This window comes from Pseudomonas sp. Je.1.5.c, assembly GCF_051129895.1.
Classification (GTDB): domain Bacteria; phylum Pseudomonadota; class Gammaproteobacteria; order Pseudomonadales; family Pseudomonadaceae; genus Aquipseudomonas; species Aquipseudomonas urmiensis.
On the sequence record NZ_JBCPSP010000027.1, the window covers coordinates 20,105 to 37,251 of the forward strand.

The 17,147-nt window shown below is 63.0% G+C and carries 15 protein-coding genes; 6 read left to right on the forward strand and 9 right to left on the reverse strand.

Annotated features, from left to right (window positions below; genetic code table 11):
- Positions 1-146: 146 nt before the first annotated feature.
- On the forward strand, positions 147-1,535 hold the full coding sequence (locus AAZU54_RS18535) for a NorM family multidrug efflux MATE transporter (RefSeq protein WP_404690925.1): 1,389 nt from the start codon (positions 147-149) through the stop codon (positions 1,533-1,535).
- Between the two features lie 101 nt (positions 1,536-1,636).
- Here AAZU54_RS18535 and AAZU54_RS18540 read toward each other — a convergent pair whose 3' ends face one another.
- Positions 1,637-3,301: a putative bifunctional diguanylate cyclase/phosphodiesterase gene (locus AAZU54_RS18540; RefSeq protein ID WP_392468417.1), complete on the reverse strand. Its 1,665-nt coding sequence runs from the start codon at positions 3,299-3,301 to the stop codon at positions 1,637-1,639.
- 340 nt (positions 3,302-3,641) lie between these two features.
- On the opposite strand from AAZU54_RS18540, the gene rep reads away from it, so the two are divergent.
- Together rep and AAZU54_RS18550 are read left to right on the forward strand one after the other, a co-directional pair.
- Positions 3,642-5,651, forward strand: coding sequence for a DNA helicase Rep (rep, locus tag AAZU54_RS18545; protein WP_186553000.1), 2,010 nt, complete (start codon positions 3,642-3,644; stop codon positions 5,649-5,651).
- A gap of 64 nt (positions 5,652-5,715) precedes the next feature.
- On the forward strand, positions 5,716-6,288 hold the full coding sequence (locus AAZU54_RS18550; protein ID WP_186553001.1) for a xanthine phosphoribosyltransferase: 573 nt from the start codon (positions 5,716-5,718) through the stop codon (positions 6,286-6,288).
- A 292-nt stretch (positions 6,289-6,580) separates the two neighbouring features.
- On the opposite strand, the gene AAZU54_RS18555 is transcribed toward AAZU54_RS18550, so the two are convergent.
- The 6 genes from AAZU54_RS18555 to dadA form a co-directional block, all read right to left on the reverse strand.
- Positions 6,581-8,449, reverse strand: coding sequence for an acetyl-CoA hydrolase/transferase C-terminal domain-containing protein (locus AAZU54_RS18555; protein ID WP_434727491.1), 1,869 nt, complete (start codon positions 8,447-8,449; stop codon positions 6,581-6,583).
- 208 nt (positions 8,450-8,657) lie between these two features.
- Positions 8,658-9,080: a c-type cytochrome gene (locus AAZU54_RS18560; protein ID WP_312153681.1), complete on the reverse strand. Its 423-nt coding sequence runs from the start codon at positions 9,078-9,080 to the stop codon at positions 8,658-8,660.
- Positions 9,081-9,215: 135 nt separating this feature from the next.
- Positions 9,216-9,764, reverse strand: a complete 549-nt coding sequence (locus AAZU54_RS18565) for a cupin domain-containing protein (protein ID WP_186553003.1) — start codon at positions 9,762-9,764, stop codon at positions 9,216-9,218.
- A 109-nt stretch (positions 9,765-9,873) separates the two neighbouring features.
- The gene (gene alr, locus AAZU54_RS18570; RefSeq protein ID WP_186553004.1) at positions 9,874-10,947 is read right to left on the reverse strand and encodes an alanine racemase; all 1,074 of its coding nucleotides are present in this window, start codon (positions 10,945-10,947) and stop codon (positions 9,874-9,876) included.
- A gap of 89 nt (positions 10,948-11,036) precedes the next feature.
- Positions 11,037-11,390 (reverse strand): RidA family protein, encoded by a 354-nt coding sequence (locus AAZU54_RS18575; RefSeq protein ID WP_186553005.1) that lies wholly within the window; start codon positions 11,388-11,390, stop codon positions 11,037-11,039.
- Positions 11,362-12,663: a D-amino acid dehydrogenase gene (dadA, locus tag AAZU54_RS18580; protein ID WP_186553006.1), complete on the reverse strand. Its 1,302-nt coding sequence runs from the start codon at positions 12,661-12,663 to the stop codon at positions 11,362-11,364. Before dadA ends, AAZU54_RS18575 begins: the two co-directional genes overlap by 29 nt.
- Positions 12,664-12,818: 155 nt before the next feature.
- Between dadA and dadR the strand changes: the two genes are divergently transcribed.
- Positions 12,819-13,307 (forward strand): transcriptional regulator DadR, encoded by a 489-nt coding sequence (gene dadR / locus AAZU54_RS18585; RefSeq protein WP_003258963.1) that lies wholly within the window; start codon positions 12,819-12,821, stop codon positions 13,305-13,307.
- A 6-nt stretch (positions 13,308-13,313) separates the two neighbouring features.
- Here dadR and AAZU54_RS18590 read toward each other — a convergent pair whose 3' ends face one another.
- Entirely contained in the window at positions 13,314-13,667 is a 354-nt protein-coding gene (locus tag AAZU54_RS18590) for a YkgJ family cysteine cluster protein (protein WP_186553007.1), read from the reverse strand.
- Positions 13,668-13,859: 192 nt separating this feature from the next.
- On the opposite strand from AAZU54_RS18590, the gene AAZU54_RS18595 reads away from it, so the two are divergent.
- On the forward strand, positions 13,860-15,152 hold the full coding sequence (locus AAZU54_RS18595) for an NAD(P)/FAD-dependent oxidoreductase (protein ID WP_434727492.1): 1,293 nt from the start codon (positions 13,860-13,862) through the stop codon (positions 15,150-15,152).
- 147 nt (positions 15,153-15,299) lie between these two features.
- On the opposite strand, the gene AAZU54_RS18600 is transcribed toward AAZU54_RS18595, so the two are convergent.
- Positions 15,300-15,530 carry a DUF1127 domain-containing protein gene (locus AAZU54_RS18600; protein WP_392467474.1) on the reverse strand — a complete coding sequence of 77 codons (231 nt, stop codon included), beginning with the start codon at positions 15,528-15,530 and terminating at the stop codon, positions 15,300-15,302.
- Between the two features lie 178 nt (positions 15,531-15,708).
- Between AAZU54_RS18600 and AAZU54_RS18605 the strand changes: the two genes are divergently transcribed.
- Positions 15,709-17,139, forward strand: a complete 1,431-nt coding sequence (locus tag AAZU54_RS18605; protein ID WP_186553010.1) for a PLP-dependent aminotransferase family protein — start codon at positions 15,709-15,711, stop codon at positions 17,137-17,139.
- Positions 17,140-17,147: the final 8 nt, after the last annotated feature.

Below are 17,147 nucleotides of genomic sequence, written 5' to 3' on the forward strand. Positions count from 1 at the left end.
GATCTGGGGGCATGCAAGTGATCTTGGAAATCATACATGCATGAGTAGAACTCATGCCAACGATCGCATTTATCCTTTTGTGCAAAGTTGACCAAAGCCTCAGAATCCTCGCCCTGCCCCACCCCTAAGGAAAAAGGACCCTACCCATGCATGTCGCGCCCACCACTGAACTCAAGGCTTTGCTGCGCCTGGCCGGGCCGCTGATCGCCTCGCAGTTGGCGCACATGCTGATGGTGCTCACCGACACCCTGATGATGGCCCGCATCAGCCCGCAGGCCCTCGCCGGTGGCGGCCTGGGTGCGGCGAGCTATTCGTTCGTGTCGATTTTCTGCCTGGGGGTGATCGCCGCAGTCGGCACCCTGGTGGCGATTCGCAAGGGCGCAGGCGACATTGCCGGCGCCACGCGCCTGGCCCAAGCCGGTATCTGGCTGGCCTGGGGCCTGGCGTTGGGCGCAGCGCTGGTGCTGTGGAACCTGGGGCCGGTGTTGCTGATGTTTGGCCAGCAGCCGGCCAACGTCGATGCCGCCATGCAGTTTCTCACCCTGCTGCCGCTGGCCCTGCCCAGCTACCTGACATTCATGGCCCTGCGCGGCTTTACCAGCGCCTTGGGCCGCTCGACCCCGGTGATGGTCATCAGCCTGGTCGGCACGGTGCTCAACTACCTGTTCAACCATGCCTTGATCGAGGGCATGTTCGGCCTGCCCAAGCTCGGTTTGATGGGCATCGGCATGGTGACCGCCCTGGTTTCGCTGGGCATGGCCATCGCCCTGGCCTTGTATATCCGCTGGCACTCGTTCTATGCCGCCTACCCGCTGCGCAAGGGCCTGTCGCGGCCGTCGTTGCCAGCACTGCGCGAGCTGTGGCGCCTGGGCCTGCCGATTGGTGGCACGTACATGGTCGAGGTCGGCTTGTTCGCTTTCGCCGCGTTGTGCATGGGCGTGCTGGGCAGTACCGAGCTGGCCGCGCACCAGATTGCCCTGCAGATCGTGTCTACCGCATTCATGGTGCCGACCGGTTTGTCCTATGCGGTGACCATGCGTGTGGGGCTGTACTTCGGCGCCGGTAATCTGCTTGCCGCGCGCAGTGCCGGGCGGGTGGGCATCGGCTTTGGCGCACTGCTGATGTTCGGCTTTGCTGCGCTGTTCTGGCTGTTGCCGCAAGAGCTGGTGGGGCTGTTCATCAACCGTGATGATCCAGCGTTTGCCGGGATCTTCCAGCTGGCGGTGAGCCTGGTGATGGTGGCGGCCTGGTTTGAATTGTTCGATGGTGTGCAGACCATCGCCATGGGTTCGATTCGCGGGCTGAAAGACGCCAAGACCACGTTCCTGATTGGCCTGTGCTGTTACTGGCTGGTAGGTGCGCCGGCGGCCTGGCTGTTTGCCTTTAACCTGGGCGGCGGGGCGGTAGGGATCTGGTGGGGGCTGGCGTTGGGGCTGGCCTGTGCTTCGGTAGCGCTGACGTTTGGTTTCGAGTGGCGGATGAAGCGGTTGATGCGCAAGGCTGGGATTGGCGGTAAGGCGGCGGTTTCGGCTTGATCTTGAGGCCCTCATCGCGGGGCAAGCCCGCTCCCACGTAATGCTCCTACACGTGAGTGCGGGTTTGCGTGGGAGCGGGCTTGCCCCGCGATGAGGCCCGATCAGACAGCGCAGATACCCGCTGCTGGCGTGCCTGTCAGATACTCGATCAACTCTCCCACCGGCAACGGCCTGCTGACCAGGAACCCTTGCACCTGATCGCAACCAAAACCGCGCAGTAACGCCATCTGCTCCTCACTCTCGACCCCTTCGGCCACGACCTCCAGGTTGAGGTTATGCGCCAGGTTGATCATCGCGTGCACCAACTTGCGGTTCTCCTCGCGCATTTCCATGCCACCGACAAAGCTGCGATCGACCTTGAGCAGGGTGATCGGCAAGCTGTTGAGGTGGACGAACGAAGAGAACCCAGTGCCGAAGTCATCCAGCGAGAAGCGCACGCCAAGCCGGCCCAGCGCATCCATGGTCTGGCGCACCAGCTCATTGCGACGCATCACCGCCGTTTCGGTCAGCTCGAACTCCAACCAGCGCGCATCGACGCCATGCTCGATGATCAGCCGGCTCAGGGTCGCCAGCAGCTGGCTGTCCTGGAACTGGCGGAAGCTCAGGTTGACTGCCATGTGCAGTGGTTGTAGGCCGTGTTCGCGCAGCGCCTGCATGTCACGCAGGGCACGCGAGATGACCCAGTAACCCAACGGCACGATCAGCCCGCTCTGTTCGGCCAACGGCACGAACTCGCTGGGTGCCAGCAAACCGCGCTCCGGGTGATTCCAGCGCACCAGCGCCTCAAGGCCAACGATACGGCCATCGGCAAGATTCAGTCGCGGCTGGTAATGCAGCTCCAGCTCATCGCGGCGCAAGGCGCGGCGCAGCTCGCCCTCAAGGTCGGCAAGGCTGCGGGCGTTGCGGTTGATCCGCTCGTTGAACACATGGAAGGTGCAGCCCTGGCTGCTCTTGGCCTGGCGCATGGCGATGTGCGCGTGCCACATCAGCGGGTCGGCGCCCCCTTGGGCGCGGGCGTGGGCCAGGCCCAGGCTGCAGCCAACCAGCAGGCTTTCTCCATCGATCCAATACGGCTCGGCGAGGGCTTCGACGATGCGTTCGGCGATCCACTCGGCGCGATTGGCATCGCGGCGGGTGTCGATCAACAGGGCAAACTCGTCGCTACCCAGGCGGGCCAGCTGGTCGCCGGCATCCAGCTGATGCTTGAGGCGGGTAACCACTTGCAGGATCAGCCGATCGCCGCCCTGGTGGCCCAAGGCGTCGTTGACGTGGCGGAAGTTGTCCAGATCGAGATGACCGAGGGCCACGCCGCGGCCGTCGTTCTCGGCCAGGCGGGTAGTCAGCAGGGCCTGAAAGCCCTGGCGGTTGGCGATACCGGTCAGTGGGTCTTGCTCGGCCAGGCGCTGCAAGGTGGCCACCAATACGCCCCGTTCACGCACATGGCGCAGCGAGCGGCGTAGGGTGTCGCAGGTCAACTGGGCCTGCACCAACCAGTCGCTGACCCCGGCGGGGGGCGCCTCGGGCTCATGCTCCAGCAACAGGATGGTCGGTAGGTCGCAGCGGCCAGGGCTGGGCAGCAAGGCCGGGGTGGCCAGCACCACAGCCTGGCGGTCGTGGGCAAACAGGCTGTCGACGGCCTCCCAGTTCGGTGCGGTCAACAGTACCGCGCTGCCCGCCAGTGGCTTCAAGCAGTCGCGCAAACAGGCGGCCCATTCCGGCTCATCGGCCAACAGCAGCAAACGCAAGGGTTCGACAGGCGTGGACAAGCTGGCTCCTTAGGGCTTGGTCGGTAGTACGGTGAACGCGAAGTATCCTACCTCATGATTGAAAATGATTTTCACTTTAATACATACCCTTCCATGGCCTGCGGTCCGACGTATTTTGTCGTGCATCCTGCGCGAAAGTTGGCTGAGCGGCAAATCCGATTTGCGTGCTCCTCATCGCGGGACAAGCCCGCACCCAGCGGTATCTCACTGGTGGTGTAAGAGAGGACTTGCCCCGCGATGAGGCCACAAAAGTCTGACTCTCGCGTCAGACGGTCGCGCCATAAGCACCACTTGCCTGTTAGAATGCGCGGCTATTTTCTGGCGACCCCCGGTTTCTAGCATGTCCCGACTCAATCCCCGGCAACAGGAAGCCTGTGACTACGTCGGCGGCCCTCTTTTGGTGCTCGCCGGTGCAGGCTCCGGCAAGACCAGCGTGATCACGCGCAAGATCGCCCACCTGATCCAGAACTGCGGCATCCGCGCCCAGTACATCGTCGCGATGACCTTTACCAACAAGGCCGCGCGCGAGATGAAGGAGCGGGTCGGCACCCTGCTGCGCGCCGGAGAAGGCCGTGGGCTGACGGTGTGCACCTTCCACAACCTGGGCCTGAACATCATCCGCAAGGAGCATCAGCACCTTGGCTATAAGCCGGGGTTCTCGATCTTCGACGAGACCGACATCAAGGCGTTGCTGTCGGACATCATGCAAAAGGAATACTCCGGCGACGACGGCATCGACGAGATCAAGAACATGATCGGTGCCTGGAAAAACGACCTGATCATGCCCGCCGAGGCCCTGGAGAACGCGCGCAACCCGCGTGAGCAGACCGCCGCCATCGTCTACACCCACTACCAGCGCACGCTCAAGGCGTTCAACGCGGTGGACTTCGACGACCTGATCCTGCTGCCGGTCAAGCTGTTCCAGGAAAACCCCGAGGTACTCGAGCGCTGGCAGAACAAGGTGCGCTACCTGCTGGTCGACGAATACCAGGACACCAACGCCAGCCAGTACCTGCTGGTGAAGATGCTGATCGGCATGCGCAACCAGTTCACCGTGGTGGGCGACGATGACCAGTCGATCTACGCCTGGCGTGGCGCCCGTCCAGAAAACCTGATGCTGCTCAAGGATGACTACCCGTCCTTGAAAGTGGTGATGCTCGAGCAGAACTACCGCTCCACCAGCCGCATCCTGCGCTGCGCCAACGTGCTGATCGCCAACAACCCGCATGCGTTCGAGAAACAGCTGTGGAGCGAGATGGGCCACGGCGACGAGATCCGCGTGATCCGCTGCAAGAACGAAGAGGCCGAGGCCGAGCGGGTGGCCATGGAAATCCTCACCTTGCACCTGCGCACCGACCGCCCCTACAGCGACTTCGCCATCCTTTACCGGGGCAACTACCAGGCCAAGCTAATCGAGTTGAAGCTGCAGCACCACCAGGTGCCGTATCGCCTGTCGGGCGGTAACAGCTTCTTCGGCCGCCAGGAGGTCAAGGACCTGATGGCCTACCTGCGCCTGTTGGTCAACCCGGATGACGACAACGCCTACCTGCGGGTAATCAACGTACCACGCCGGGAAATCGGCTCGACCACCCTGGAAAAGCTCGGCAACTACTCCACCGAGCGTGGCGTGTCGATGTACGCCGCCAGCGATGAGATGGGCCTGGGCGAGCACCTCGATGCGCGCTATACCGAGCGCTTGCAGCGTTTCAAGCATTGGCTCGATGGGGTCCGCCAAAAGGTGGCACTGGACGACCCGATCGCCGCGCTGCACGAAATGGTCCGCGACATCGACTACGAGAACTGGATCCGCCAGAACACCGCCAGCGACAAAGCCGCGGATTTTCGTATCAGCAACGTCTGGTTCCTCATCGATGCGCTGAAGAACACCCTCGAGAAAGACGAAGAGGGTGACATGACCATCGAAGACGCCATCGGCAAGCTGGTGCTGCGCGACATGCTCGAGCGTCAGCAGGAAGAAGAAGAGAACGCCGAAGGCGTGCAGATGATGACCTTGCACGCCTCCAAGGGCCTGGAATTTCCCTACGTGTTCATCATGGGCATGGAAGAAGAGATCCTCCCGCACCGCTCCAGCATCGAGGCCGACACCATCGAAGAGGAGCGGCGCCTGGCTTACGTGGGCATCACCCGCGCGCGCCAGACCCTGGCCTTCACCTTCGCCGCCAAGCGCAAGCAATACGGCGAAATCATCGACTGCACGCCCAGCCGGTTCCTCGACGAACTGCCGCCGGACGATCTGTCGTGGGAAGGCCTGGATGATGCGCCGGTGGAAGTCAAAGCCGCGCGTGGCAACAACGCATTGGCCGATATACGGGCCATGCTCAAGCGCTAATCACCTTTAAACTTTGCCACAGCACATCGCCGTGGCCATTTTTGCTACATCGAGGAATACACCAGTGGAAGCACTGCAGCAGAAGATTCGCGAAGAAGGCATCGTGCTTTCCGACCAGGTTCTCAAAGTCGACGCGTTTCTCAACCACCAGATCGACCCTGCGCTGATGCAGCTGATCGGTGACGAATTCGCCCGTCTGTATGCAGACAGCGGCGTGACCAAGATCGTCACCATCGAAGCCTCGGGCATCGCCCCGGCGGTGATGACGGGTCTGAAGCTGGGTGTGCCGGTGATCTTCGCCCGCAAGCACCAGTCGCTGACCCTGACCGAGAACCTGCTGACCGCCTCGGTGTATTCCTTCACCAAGCAGACCGAGAACACCGTGGCGATCTCGCCGCGTCACCTCAACAGCAGCGACCGCGTGCTGGTGATCGACGACTTCCTGGCCAACGGCAAGGCATCGCAAGCGCTGATCTCGATCATCAAGCAGGCGGGCGCTACCGTTGCCGGTCTGGGCATCGTCATCGAGAAGTCGTTCCAGGGTGGGCGTGCCGAGCTCGATAGCCAGGGCTATCGCGTTGAGTCGCTGGCTCGGGTGAAATCGCTGGAAGGCGGCGTGGTTAGCTTCATCGAGTAACTCGACTGCCCCCCCCAGCATGGTGGGAGCCTCATCAAGTGACTCGACTGGCCTCGCGGGCCTCGTGGGAGCCTCATCGAGTGACTCGACTGGCCTCGCGGGCATCGTGGGAGCCTCATCGAGTGACTCGACTGGCCTCGCGGGCATCGTGGGAGCCTCATCGAGTGACTCGACTGGCCTCGCGGGCATCGTGGGAGCGGGCTTGCCCCGCGATAGCATAAGCAGGAGCGCCTTCGCTGTCTGCTATGACGCTATCGCGGGGCAAGCCCGCTCCCACGCTACGCCCTAGTGGCTAGCAGCTCCGGGTCGCCTGCAATCCGGCCAGCAACAACCGCTGGTACAGCTCCTCCTTCAGCCCCTGCGGCTGCTCCAGCCCCATCCGCGCCAGCTGCGTCGGATAGGCCTCAGGCGCCGGCGCATCCAGTGCCGCCTTGCCCAACTGCAACACCTCGCTCAGCTTGAACTTGCTCTTGAGCCAGTTCAGCGCCCGCAGCAAATCCCGCTCTTCGGCGGTGAAATCACTGCCCAACGGATACTCCGGGAACAACCGCGGATGATGCTCGCGCAGCGCCTCCAGCCGCTCAGGTGTGTTGTCCCTGAAGCGCTCGTCCAACTCGAAATCCTTGGCCAGCTTGCCCGCCGCCTTGGCCTGCTCCATCAATTCAGCCTGAAAGCGTGAATCGCTGATCGCCAGCAAGCGCGCGATTACCTCGCTGTCAGTCTGCCCGCGCAGGTCAGCAATGCCGTACTCAGTCACCACGATGTCGCGCAGATGGCGGGGAATGGTGCAGTGGCCATAGGTCCAGAACAGGTTCGAGGTCACCTCGCCGCCCGCCTCGCGCCAGCTCCTGAGCAGCAGAATCGAACGCCCGCCTTCCAGCGCATGGCCCTGGGCAACGAAGTTGTACTGGCCGCCGACCCCGCTGAGCACGCGACCATCTTCCAACTGATCGGCCACCCCGGCGCCTAGCAGGGTCATGCCGAACACCGTGTTGATGAAGCGTGCATCGCGGCGCTGACGGCGCTTGAGCTCTTCCTGGCCGTACAGTTCGTTGATAAAGCTGATGGCGGTCATCGCGTATTGCTTGCGCTGCTCCAGCGGCATCTCGCGCAGGCGCTGGTAGAACGCGCGCGGGCCGAGGAAAAATCCGCCATGCACCAGTACCCCGTGCTCATCGGCAGGCCTGCGCACCACCCCAGCTTCGGCCAACGCCAGGAGGCCGTTGACGAACATTTCGCTGCAGCCATACAGGCCTTGGGCGAAGGCATCCAGGCCGCCTTCGCTGTCGATCAGTGGCTGCCAGGGGCCGACGTCCAGCTCGCTGAGCAAGGCGCGATAGCCCTGGTTGTCGCCCTGTCGCGCCAGCAAGGCTGCAGCCACGGCGTCGCCCATGGCGCCGATGCCGATCTGCAGGGTGCCGCCGTCGCGCACCAGGGTGCTGGCATGCAAGCCGATGCAATGGTCTTGGGTCGCGACCGGCATGTTCGGAGTGGAGAACAGCCGCCGCTGCTCCGGCTCGTCGATCAACAGGTCGAACGCCTCTCGCCCCAGCTGCGCAGCACCCGGCATGTACGGCAACTCGCTGTGCACTTGGCCGAGGATCAGGATGGTTTCGCCGGCGGCACGTCGCTTGGCGATCATGGGTAGCAGGTCGAGGGTGATGTCCGGGTTGCAGGCCAGGCTCAGCTGATCAGGATACTCCGGCGTTGCGGCCACCAACTGCGCCACCAGGTTGAGGCCCTTGGCGTTAATGTCGCGGGCGGCATGGCTGTAGTTGCTGCTGACGTAGTCCTGCTGGGCCATGGCGCTGTGCAGCAGGCTGCCGGGCTGCATGAAGAACTGCTCGACGCGGATGTTCGCTGGCAGTTGGTCATTGCGCAGGTCGGCGAGGTAGTCGAGCTCTTGGTAGTCGGCGAACACCCGTTCGATGAAGGGTTCGAGGAAGCGCCGTTGCAGGCCGTCGCCCAGCGGTGGGCGGCCCAGGGTCAGCGCGGTGTAGATGGTCAGGCGCCGCTCAGGCAGCGCGCGGATTCTGGCGTAGAGCGCGTTGACGAAGGCATTGGGCTTACCCAGGCCCAGGGGCAGGCCCATGTGGATATGCGCCGGCAGGTGAGCGAGTACATGCTCGACCGCCTGGTCGATGGAACAGCTGTGGGCCATCTGTGCCTCCTGTGACATCCGTGCATTCAGGGGTTGGACCGTGGGCAGCCTGCAATTGCTGCATAGGCCTATTCGCGGGCAAGCCCGCTACCACAGGGTGAGCGATGATCCCTGTGGGAGCGGGCTTGCCCGCGAAAAGGACTGCACCAATTCAAGCCCGCAAACACAAAGCCCGCCAAACGGCGGGCTGTGCAAATTCAGTTAAGCCTCAAAGGCCAGACATCTTCTTGATCGCAGCCTTGAGCTCTTCATCCGAGCAATCGGCACAGGTGCCTTTCGGCGGCATGGCGTTGATGCCGGTGATCGCCTTGGCCAGGATGCCATCCAAGCCGCCCTGGTGATCGGCGCGCTCTTTCCACGCGGCGGTATCGCCAATCTTCGGCGCATTCAGCAGGCCGGTGCCATGGCAGGCGTTGCAGTGCTTGGCGATAACTTCATCGGGCGTCTTCGCCCCACCGCCGCTGGCAGCGGTCGCCACTTCCATGCCTTTGCACTCCTGGCCCTGGACACACACCTGGCCGACCGGCTCCAGGCGCTTGGCAAGTTCATCGTTGGTCGCTGCGTGTGCATTGAGTGCCCAGAGGGCGAAAACGGCTGCTGGTACGGCCAGCATCTTCTTGATTTGGTTCACGCGTACACCCTCATGGTGGCTAATCACGCCCGCAGCCACGAATTGCGGGCGTTGAAAAGTATAGCGGGATCCCAACAGCCGTGAAACGACCACACACTGGAAAGGGGTATTGGCGAAGCAATACGCTGCGCTGGATCAAAAGTTCGACGGCGTGGCAGCGCTGATCAGCCGGGCAGGCTCGTTGAAGGGGTTGCGAAATCGATGCGGGCGGGTACTTTCGAAGTAGTAGCTGTCGCCGGCTTCGAGCAGGAAGGTCTCGGTGCCCACCACCAGTTCAAGGCGGCCTTCGAGCAAGATGCCGGTCTCTTCGCCATCGTGGGTCAACATCTCTTCGCCGGTGTCGGCACCCGGTGGATAAACCTCGTTGAGGAAGGCAATCGCCCGATTGGGGTGCGATTTACCGACCAGCTTCATGGTCACCGCACCGTCGGAGATGTCGATCAGCTCGTGTGCTTTGTAGACGATCTGCGTGGGACTCTCCGACGCCAGCTCGACCGAAAAGAACTCGACCATGGACATGGGAATGCCGCTGAGCACCTTGCGCAGGGAGCTGATCGACGGGCTCACGCTGTTCTTCTCGATCATCGAGATGGTGCTGTTGGTTACCCCCGCGCGCTTGGCGAGTTCACGCTGGGACAGGCCCTTGAGCTTGCGGATGGCTTGCAGTCGTTCGCCGACGTCCAAAGCTGGAGCCTCCTGAAACGGTCGAGATGGGGTCGAATGTGAACGATATCATGGCAATGCCGTTCAGTATTTACAACACTCGAGACCCCAGCCTGTCCGCTTCAGCGCCTTATTCGCCGATATAGTCCAGCGGCACGCGTTTGAGGTTGCAGAAGATCTGGTAGGGGATGGTGCCCGCAGCCATCGCCACATCGCTGGCCAGTACCTGCTTGCCCCACAGCTCGACCGGGCTGCCCAGGGTCGCTTCGGGGATGTCGGTGAGGTCGACGCAGAGCATGTCCATCGACACTCGGCCGATCAACTGGGTGCGCTTGCCGGCGACCATTACCGGCGTACCGGTAGGCGCCAAACGCGGATAGCCATCGGCATACCCCATGGCCACCACGCCGACGCGGGTCGGGCGCGGGCTGACGAACTTGGCGCCATAGCCCACCGGCTCGCCAGCCGGCAGCTCGCGCACGCTGATGATCCGCGATTGCAGGGTCATCACCGGTTGCAAGCGTGCGGCCTCAGCCTGGGCGACTTCGAACGGGGTAGCGCCGTACAGCATGATGCCGGGGCGCACCCAGTCGCTCGGCACGTGCGGCCAGCCCAGCACTGCCGGGGAGTTGCGCAGGCTGCACTCGGCGCTCAGGCCCTGGCGAGCAGCTTCGAATACCGCCACCTGTTGCGCAGTCGAGTCGACATCCAGTTCGTCGGCGCGGGCGAAGTGGCTCATCAGCACAATGCGCGCAACCTTGCCGCTGGCCAGCAGGCGCTGGTAAGCGTCGTGGTAATCCTTCGGATGAACGCCAACCCGGTGCATACCGGTATCGAGCTTGAGCCAGATCTTCAGCGGCTTGCTGACCGGGGTCTGCTCGATCGCTTCCAGCTGCCACAGCGAGTGCACCACGCACCACAGGTCATGCTCGCTGATCAGGGCCAGTTCGCTGGCCTCGAAGAAGCCTTCGAGCAATAGCACCGGGGCCTTGATGCCTGCCGCACGTAGCTCCAGGGCTTCCTCGATGCAGGCCACGGCAAAGCCATCAGCCTCGGCCTCAAGCGCCAGGGCACAACGTACCGCGCCATGACCATAGGCATCGGCCTTGATCACGGCAAGGGCCTTGGCGCCGGATAACTCACGGGCCAGACGGTAGTTGTGACGCAGGGCTTGAAGATCGATCAGGGCACGGGCGGGACGCATGGCGGCAGCCTTTTGGCAGTTCTGGTTTGAATAAATCCCCGGCACGGCAGACGGGGGTAGGTGCCACCGCGCCGGGGTGAGGGAACGGGTTACGGCAGTGCGGCGACTACCGACAGCTCAACGAGGATCTCCGGCTCGCACAGCTTGGCTTCGACCGTGGCACGGGCCGGGGCGACGCCTTCTGGCAGCCACTGGTCCCACACTGCGTTCATGCCGGCGAAGTGCGCATCGATGTCCTTCAGGTAGATGGTCACCGACAGCAGGCGAGTCTTGTCGGTGCCCGCCTGATCCAGCAGCTTCTCGATGCTGGCCAGGGTTTCGCGGGTCTGCTGTTCGATGCCGGCGCTCATGTCGTCAGCCACTTGGCCCGCCAGGTAAACGGTGCCGTTGTGGGTGACGATCTGGCTCATGCGCTCATTGGTGAGCTGGCGCTGGATTGCCATGCTTGGCGATCTCCTTGTTGTTGCCGTAACGGGAAATATCGAGGCCTTCGGCACTGATTTGCGGCTTGCGCCGGGCAATCAGGTCGGCCAGCAAACGGCCGGAGCCGCAGGCCATGGTCCAGCCCAAGGTGCCGTGACCGGTGTTGAGGAACAGGTTACGGAACGGCGTGGCACCCACGATCGGCGTGCCGTCCGGAGTCGCCGGACGCAGGCCGGTCCAGAAGCTGGCCTGGCTCAGGTCGCCGCCGCGAGGATAAAGGTCGTTGACGATCATCTCCAGCGTTTCGCGTCGACGCGGGTTCAGCGACAGGTCAAAACCGGCGATTTCAGCCATGCCGCCGACGCGGATACGGTTGTCGAAACGGGTGATGGCGACCTTGTAGGTTTCGTCGAGAATGGTCGAGGTCGGGGCCATCGCCGGGTCGGTGATCGGCACGGTCAGCGAGTAGCCTTTGAGCGGGTAGACCGGCGCCTTGATGCCCAGCGGCTTGAGCATCTGCGGCGAGTAGCTGCCCAGCGCCAGCACATAGCGGTCGGCGGTTTCCAGCTTGCCATCGATCCACACACCGTTGATCCGGTCGCCAGCGAAGTCCAGGCGCTGGATGTCCTGGCCGAAGCGGAATTCGACGCCCAGCTTGATCGCCATCTCAGCCAGCTTGGTGGTGAACAGCTGGCAGTCGCCGGTCTGGTCATTAGGCAGGCGCAAGGCGCCAGCGAGGATATCCTTCACCCCAGCCAGGGCCGGTTCAACGCGGGCGATGCCGTCGCGGTCGAGCAGCTCATAAGGCACGCCGGACTGTTCCAGCACGGCGATGTCTTTAGCCGCAGCGTCTACCTGGGCCTGGGTACGGAACAGCTGGGTGGTGCCCAGCGCGCGGTTTTCATAACTCAGGCCGGTTTCGGCGCGCAGCTCGTCGAGGCAGTCACGGCTGTACTCGGACAAACGCACCATGCGCTCCTTGTTCACCGCATAACGGCTGGCGGTGCAGTTGCGCAGCATCTGCGCCATCCACAGGTACTGATCGACGTCGCCAGTCAGCTTGATGGCCAGCGGGGCGTGGCGTTCAAGCAGCCACTTGATGGCCTTGAGCGGCACGCCTGGGGCAGCCCAGGGCGAGGCATAGCCGGGCGAGATCTGGCCGGCGTTGGCAAAGCTGGTTTCCATGGCCACCGCTGGCTGGCGGTCGACCACCGTGACTTCGAAACCTTGCCGGGCCAGATAGTAGGCACTGGCGGTTCCGATTACACCGCTGCCAAGTACCAGAACTCGCATCGTTTATCCCTCGCACGCGGCGCACCGCAGTCTTTTGTTGATATGGCATGGATGCGCGCAGTATAAGAAGGACAGGCCAGTGCATTTCACTATATAAAAGCCTATATTTGGCGACAATTCTTGGCAAAGTGGCCTTTTACGGAGGGGCATCCCCTATGAGAACCCAGCATCAGAGCAAGCGTGAACTGGACAAGATCGACCGCAACATCCTGCGGATCCTGCAGAATGACGGGCGTATTTCCTTCACCGAACTGGGCGAAAAAGTAGGGCTTTCCACGACCCCTTGCACCGAGCGCGTGCGCCGTCTGGAGCGCGAGGGGATCATCATGGGCTACAACGCCCGGCTCAATCCGCAGCACCTTAAAGGCAGCCTGCTGGTGTTCGTCGAAATCAGCCTGGACTACAAGTCGGGCGACACCTTCGAGGAGTTCCGCCGCGCCGTGCTCAAGCTGCCGCATGTACTCGAATGCCATTTGGTTTCGGGCGACTTCGACTACCTGGTGAAGGCACGGATTTCCGAGATGGCCTCGTACCGCAAGCTGCTGGGCGACATCCTGCTCAAGCTGCCGCATGTGCGCGAGTCGAAGAGCTATATCGTCATGGAAGAAGTCAAAGAGAGCCTGTGCCTGCCGATTCCGGACTGAGGCTGCTCAGACCAGTACCTGGCGCGTACTGGCGATGAACTGGTGGACCAACTGCTCGGCTTGCGGGTCGATTGGCTGCTGCGGCCCACGCCCACGTGGGCAGGCCATGCGCGGGGTGGTGCCGAACAGGCGGCAGATCATTGGCCGATCTTCGTAGACCGTGCAGCCTTGCGGGCCTAGATGCACGCAGTCCAGGCGCTCGAGGGCGGCGTCCTGCTCGGCCTGGGACTTGCGCGGTAGCTGGGCCATTTCTTCTGCTGAAGTGGTGACCGGACCGCAGCAGTCGTGGCAGCCGGGCTCGCATTCGAAGGAAGGAATGAGCTCGCGCAGGAAGTGGATCTTGTGGCGATTGCAGGACATGGCGGCGCTAGAATCAAGAGAATGTGCTCAATTATAGGCCCATTCGCGGGGCAAGCCCGCACGTAGCGTATACCCAGGTAGCCTACACCTGTGGTCACGTGGGAGCGGGCTTGCCCCGCGATAGCGCCGGTTGCCGCACCACCCACCCCAGCTTATCCTCGCATCCCTCAACAAACACCCAGGGCCGAGCCAATGATCCACAGCGCGCAGCACGCCGCCTCCTATTACGCCGCCAGCAGCGCGCCGCAGCCTGACTACCCGGCCTTGGAAGGCGAGCACAGCGCAGACGTGTGCATCGTCGGCGGCGGCTACTCGGGCCTGAACACCGCCATCGAACTGGCCGAGCGCGGCCTCTCGGTGATCCTCCTCGAAGCGCACAAGATCGGCTGGGGCGCCAGCGGTCGCAATGGCGGGCAACTGATCCGCGGCGTTGGCCATGGCGTCGAGCAGTTCCTGCCGGTCATCGGCGAGCAAGGCGTGCGCAGCCTGAAACTGATGGGCCTGGAAGCAGTGGACATCGTGCGCCAGCGGGTCGAACGCCACGCGATCGACTGCGACCTGACCTGGGGCTACTGCGACCTGGCCAACAAGGCGGGCGAGCTGCAAGGTTTCGCCGAAGACGCCGAAGAGCTGCGCAGCCTGGGCTATGCCCATGAGCTACGATTGGTGCCGGCTGAACAGATCCATACCGTGGTGGGTTCCGAACGCTATGTCGGCGGTCTGATCGACATGGGCTCGGGCCATCTGCATCCGCTCAACCTGGCGTTGGGTGAGGCGGCCGTGGCCAGCCAGTGGGGCGTGAAGCTGCATGAGCAGTCGGCGGTGACCTGCATCGACTACGGGCCGCAGGTGCAAGTGCACACCGCCAGCGGCCGGGTTCGCGCCAACACCCTGGTGCTGTGCTGCAACGCCTATCACAACGATCTGAACCGCGAGCTGGGCGGCAAAGTGTTGCCCGCTGGCAGCTACATCATCGCCACCGAGCCCCTGGGTGAGGAACGTGCGCGCTCGTTGCTGCCGCAGAACATGGCGGTGTGCGATCAGCGGGTGGCGCTGGACTACTATCGGCTTTCGGCCGACAAGCGCCTGTTGTTTGGCGGCGCTTGCCATTATTCCGGGCGTGACCCCAAGGACATCGCCGCCTACATGCGGCCAAAGATGCTCAAGGTGTTCCCGCAACTGGCCGATGTGCGAATCGATTTTCAGTGGGGCGGGATGATCGGCATCGGCGCCAACCGCCTGCCACAGATTGGCCGCCTGGCCAGCCAGCCGAATGTGTATTACGCCCAGGCCTACTCCGGGCATGGGCTGAATGCCACGCACTTGGCTGGGCGCTTGCTGGGTGAGGCGATCAGTGGCCAGCAGAGCGGGCGCTTCGATCTGTTTGCGCAGGTGCCGCACGTTACCTTCCCGGGGGGTAGGCATCTGCGTTCGCCATTGTTGGCGTTGGGGATGCTTTGGCATCGGTTGAAAGAGTTGGTTTGATCCTGGGGCTTTGTTGCCAGAGCTATTTTTGGGGCTGCTTTGCAGCCCATCGCAGGCAAGCCAGCTCCTACAGGGACCGCGCCAGCCTGTAGGAGCTGGCTTGCCTGCGATGGGCCGCAAAGCGGCCCCAAGAATCCCAACCGTCAATCAATCCTTCCAGAACGGCTTGCGCCCTTCAGTGCGCGCCTGCTCCCAGGTCAACCCAACATCGCGCAACTGCGACTGATCAAGCTGCAACAGCGCCTTGCGGGTATTCCAGCGATGCAGCATCAAGCCCAGTCGCCCAAGCCCAGCCGGGGCACTGTAGACCCGCTGCTGCTGCCCCTCTTCAAGCGCTTTGCCCAACAGTTGCAAGCGCACATCGCTCAAGCCACCCATCGCTGCGTCCTCCCGATCAGCTCATACCGTGCAGAAAGCATGCGCGTGCGCGAGCATGACAATACAGATCCAATACAGGCTTATTATTCCCATACAGAATTAGCTGAATAACCGCTGAATGCTGTATTTTTCAGCGATCTGTACTGGTCGTTCAGAACCCTGAGCGCAGGAGTATGCCGTGACCCTTTACCTGAACCTCGCCGAGCTACTTGGCGCCCGTATCGAGCAGGGCCTGTACCGTCCTGGCCAACGCTTGCCATCGGTACGCTCGTTGAGCCTGGAACACGGCGTGAGCCTGAGCACCGTACAGCAGGCCTATCGCATGCTCGAAGACAACGGCCTGGTCGCGCCACGGCCCAAATCTGGCTATTTCGTCACTGACCACCGCAGCCTCCCTGCCCTGCCCGCCATCAGCCGGCCGGCGCAGCGGCCTGTGGATATCTCGCAGTGGGAACAGGTACTGGAGCTGGTACGCAGCACCCCGCAAGCAGACGTGATCCAGCTCGGCCGTGGCATGCCCGACGTCAACAGCCCGACCCTCAAGCCGCTGCTGCGCAGCCTTGCGCAGATCAGCCGGCGGCAGGACATGCCCGGCCTGTATTACGACAACATCCACGGCAATCTCGCCCTGCGCGAGCAGATCGCCCGGCTGATGCTCGATTCCGGCTGCCGGGTGAGCCCTGCCGATCTGGTGGTGACCACCGGTTGCCACGAGGCGTTGTCGACCAGCATCCGCGCGGTCTGCGAGACCGGCGATATCGTCGCGGTGGACTCGCCCAGCTTTCACGGCGCCATGCAGACGCTCAAGGGCCTGGGCATGAAGGCGTTGGAGATCCCCACCGACCCGATCACCGGGATCAGCCTGGAGGCGCTGGAACTGGCCCTGGAACAGTGGCCGATCAAGCTCATCCAGATCACGCCCAGCTGTAACAACCCAATGGGCTACATCATGCCCGAAGCGCGCAAGAAGGCCTTGCTGACCCTGGCCCAGCGCTACGATGTGGCAATCCTCGAAGACGATGTGTATGGCGACCTGGCCTACACCTACCCGCGCCCACGCACGGTCAAGTCGTTCGATGAAGATGGCCGGGTACTGCTGTGCAGCTCCTTCTCCAAGACCTTGGCGCCGGGCCTGCGCATCGGCTGGGTCGCGCCCGGGCGCTACCTGGAGCGGGTGCTGCACATGAAGTACATCAGCACCGGCAGCACCTCAGCCCAACCACAGCTGGCCATCGCCGACTTCATCGAGGCGGGCCACTATCACCCGCATGTGCGGCGCATGCGCAGCCAGTACCAGCGCGGCCGCGAGCAGATGATCGATTGGGTTACCCGCTACTTCCCGCCTGGCACCCGCGCCAGCCGGCCGCAGGGCGGCTTCATGCTGTGGGTCGAATTGCCGGAAAGTTTCGATACGCTGCGGCTGAACCGCGCTTTACTGGAGCAAGGGGTGCAGATTGCAGTGGGCAGTATCTTCTCGGCCTCAGGCAAGTACCGGCACTGCCTGCGGATGAATTACGCCGCGCGGCCCACCCCGCAAATCGAGGCAGCGGTGCGCAAGGTGGGTGAAACCGCCCTTCGTCTACTGGTCGAAGAACACAGCCCAGCGTAACTTTGCGC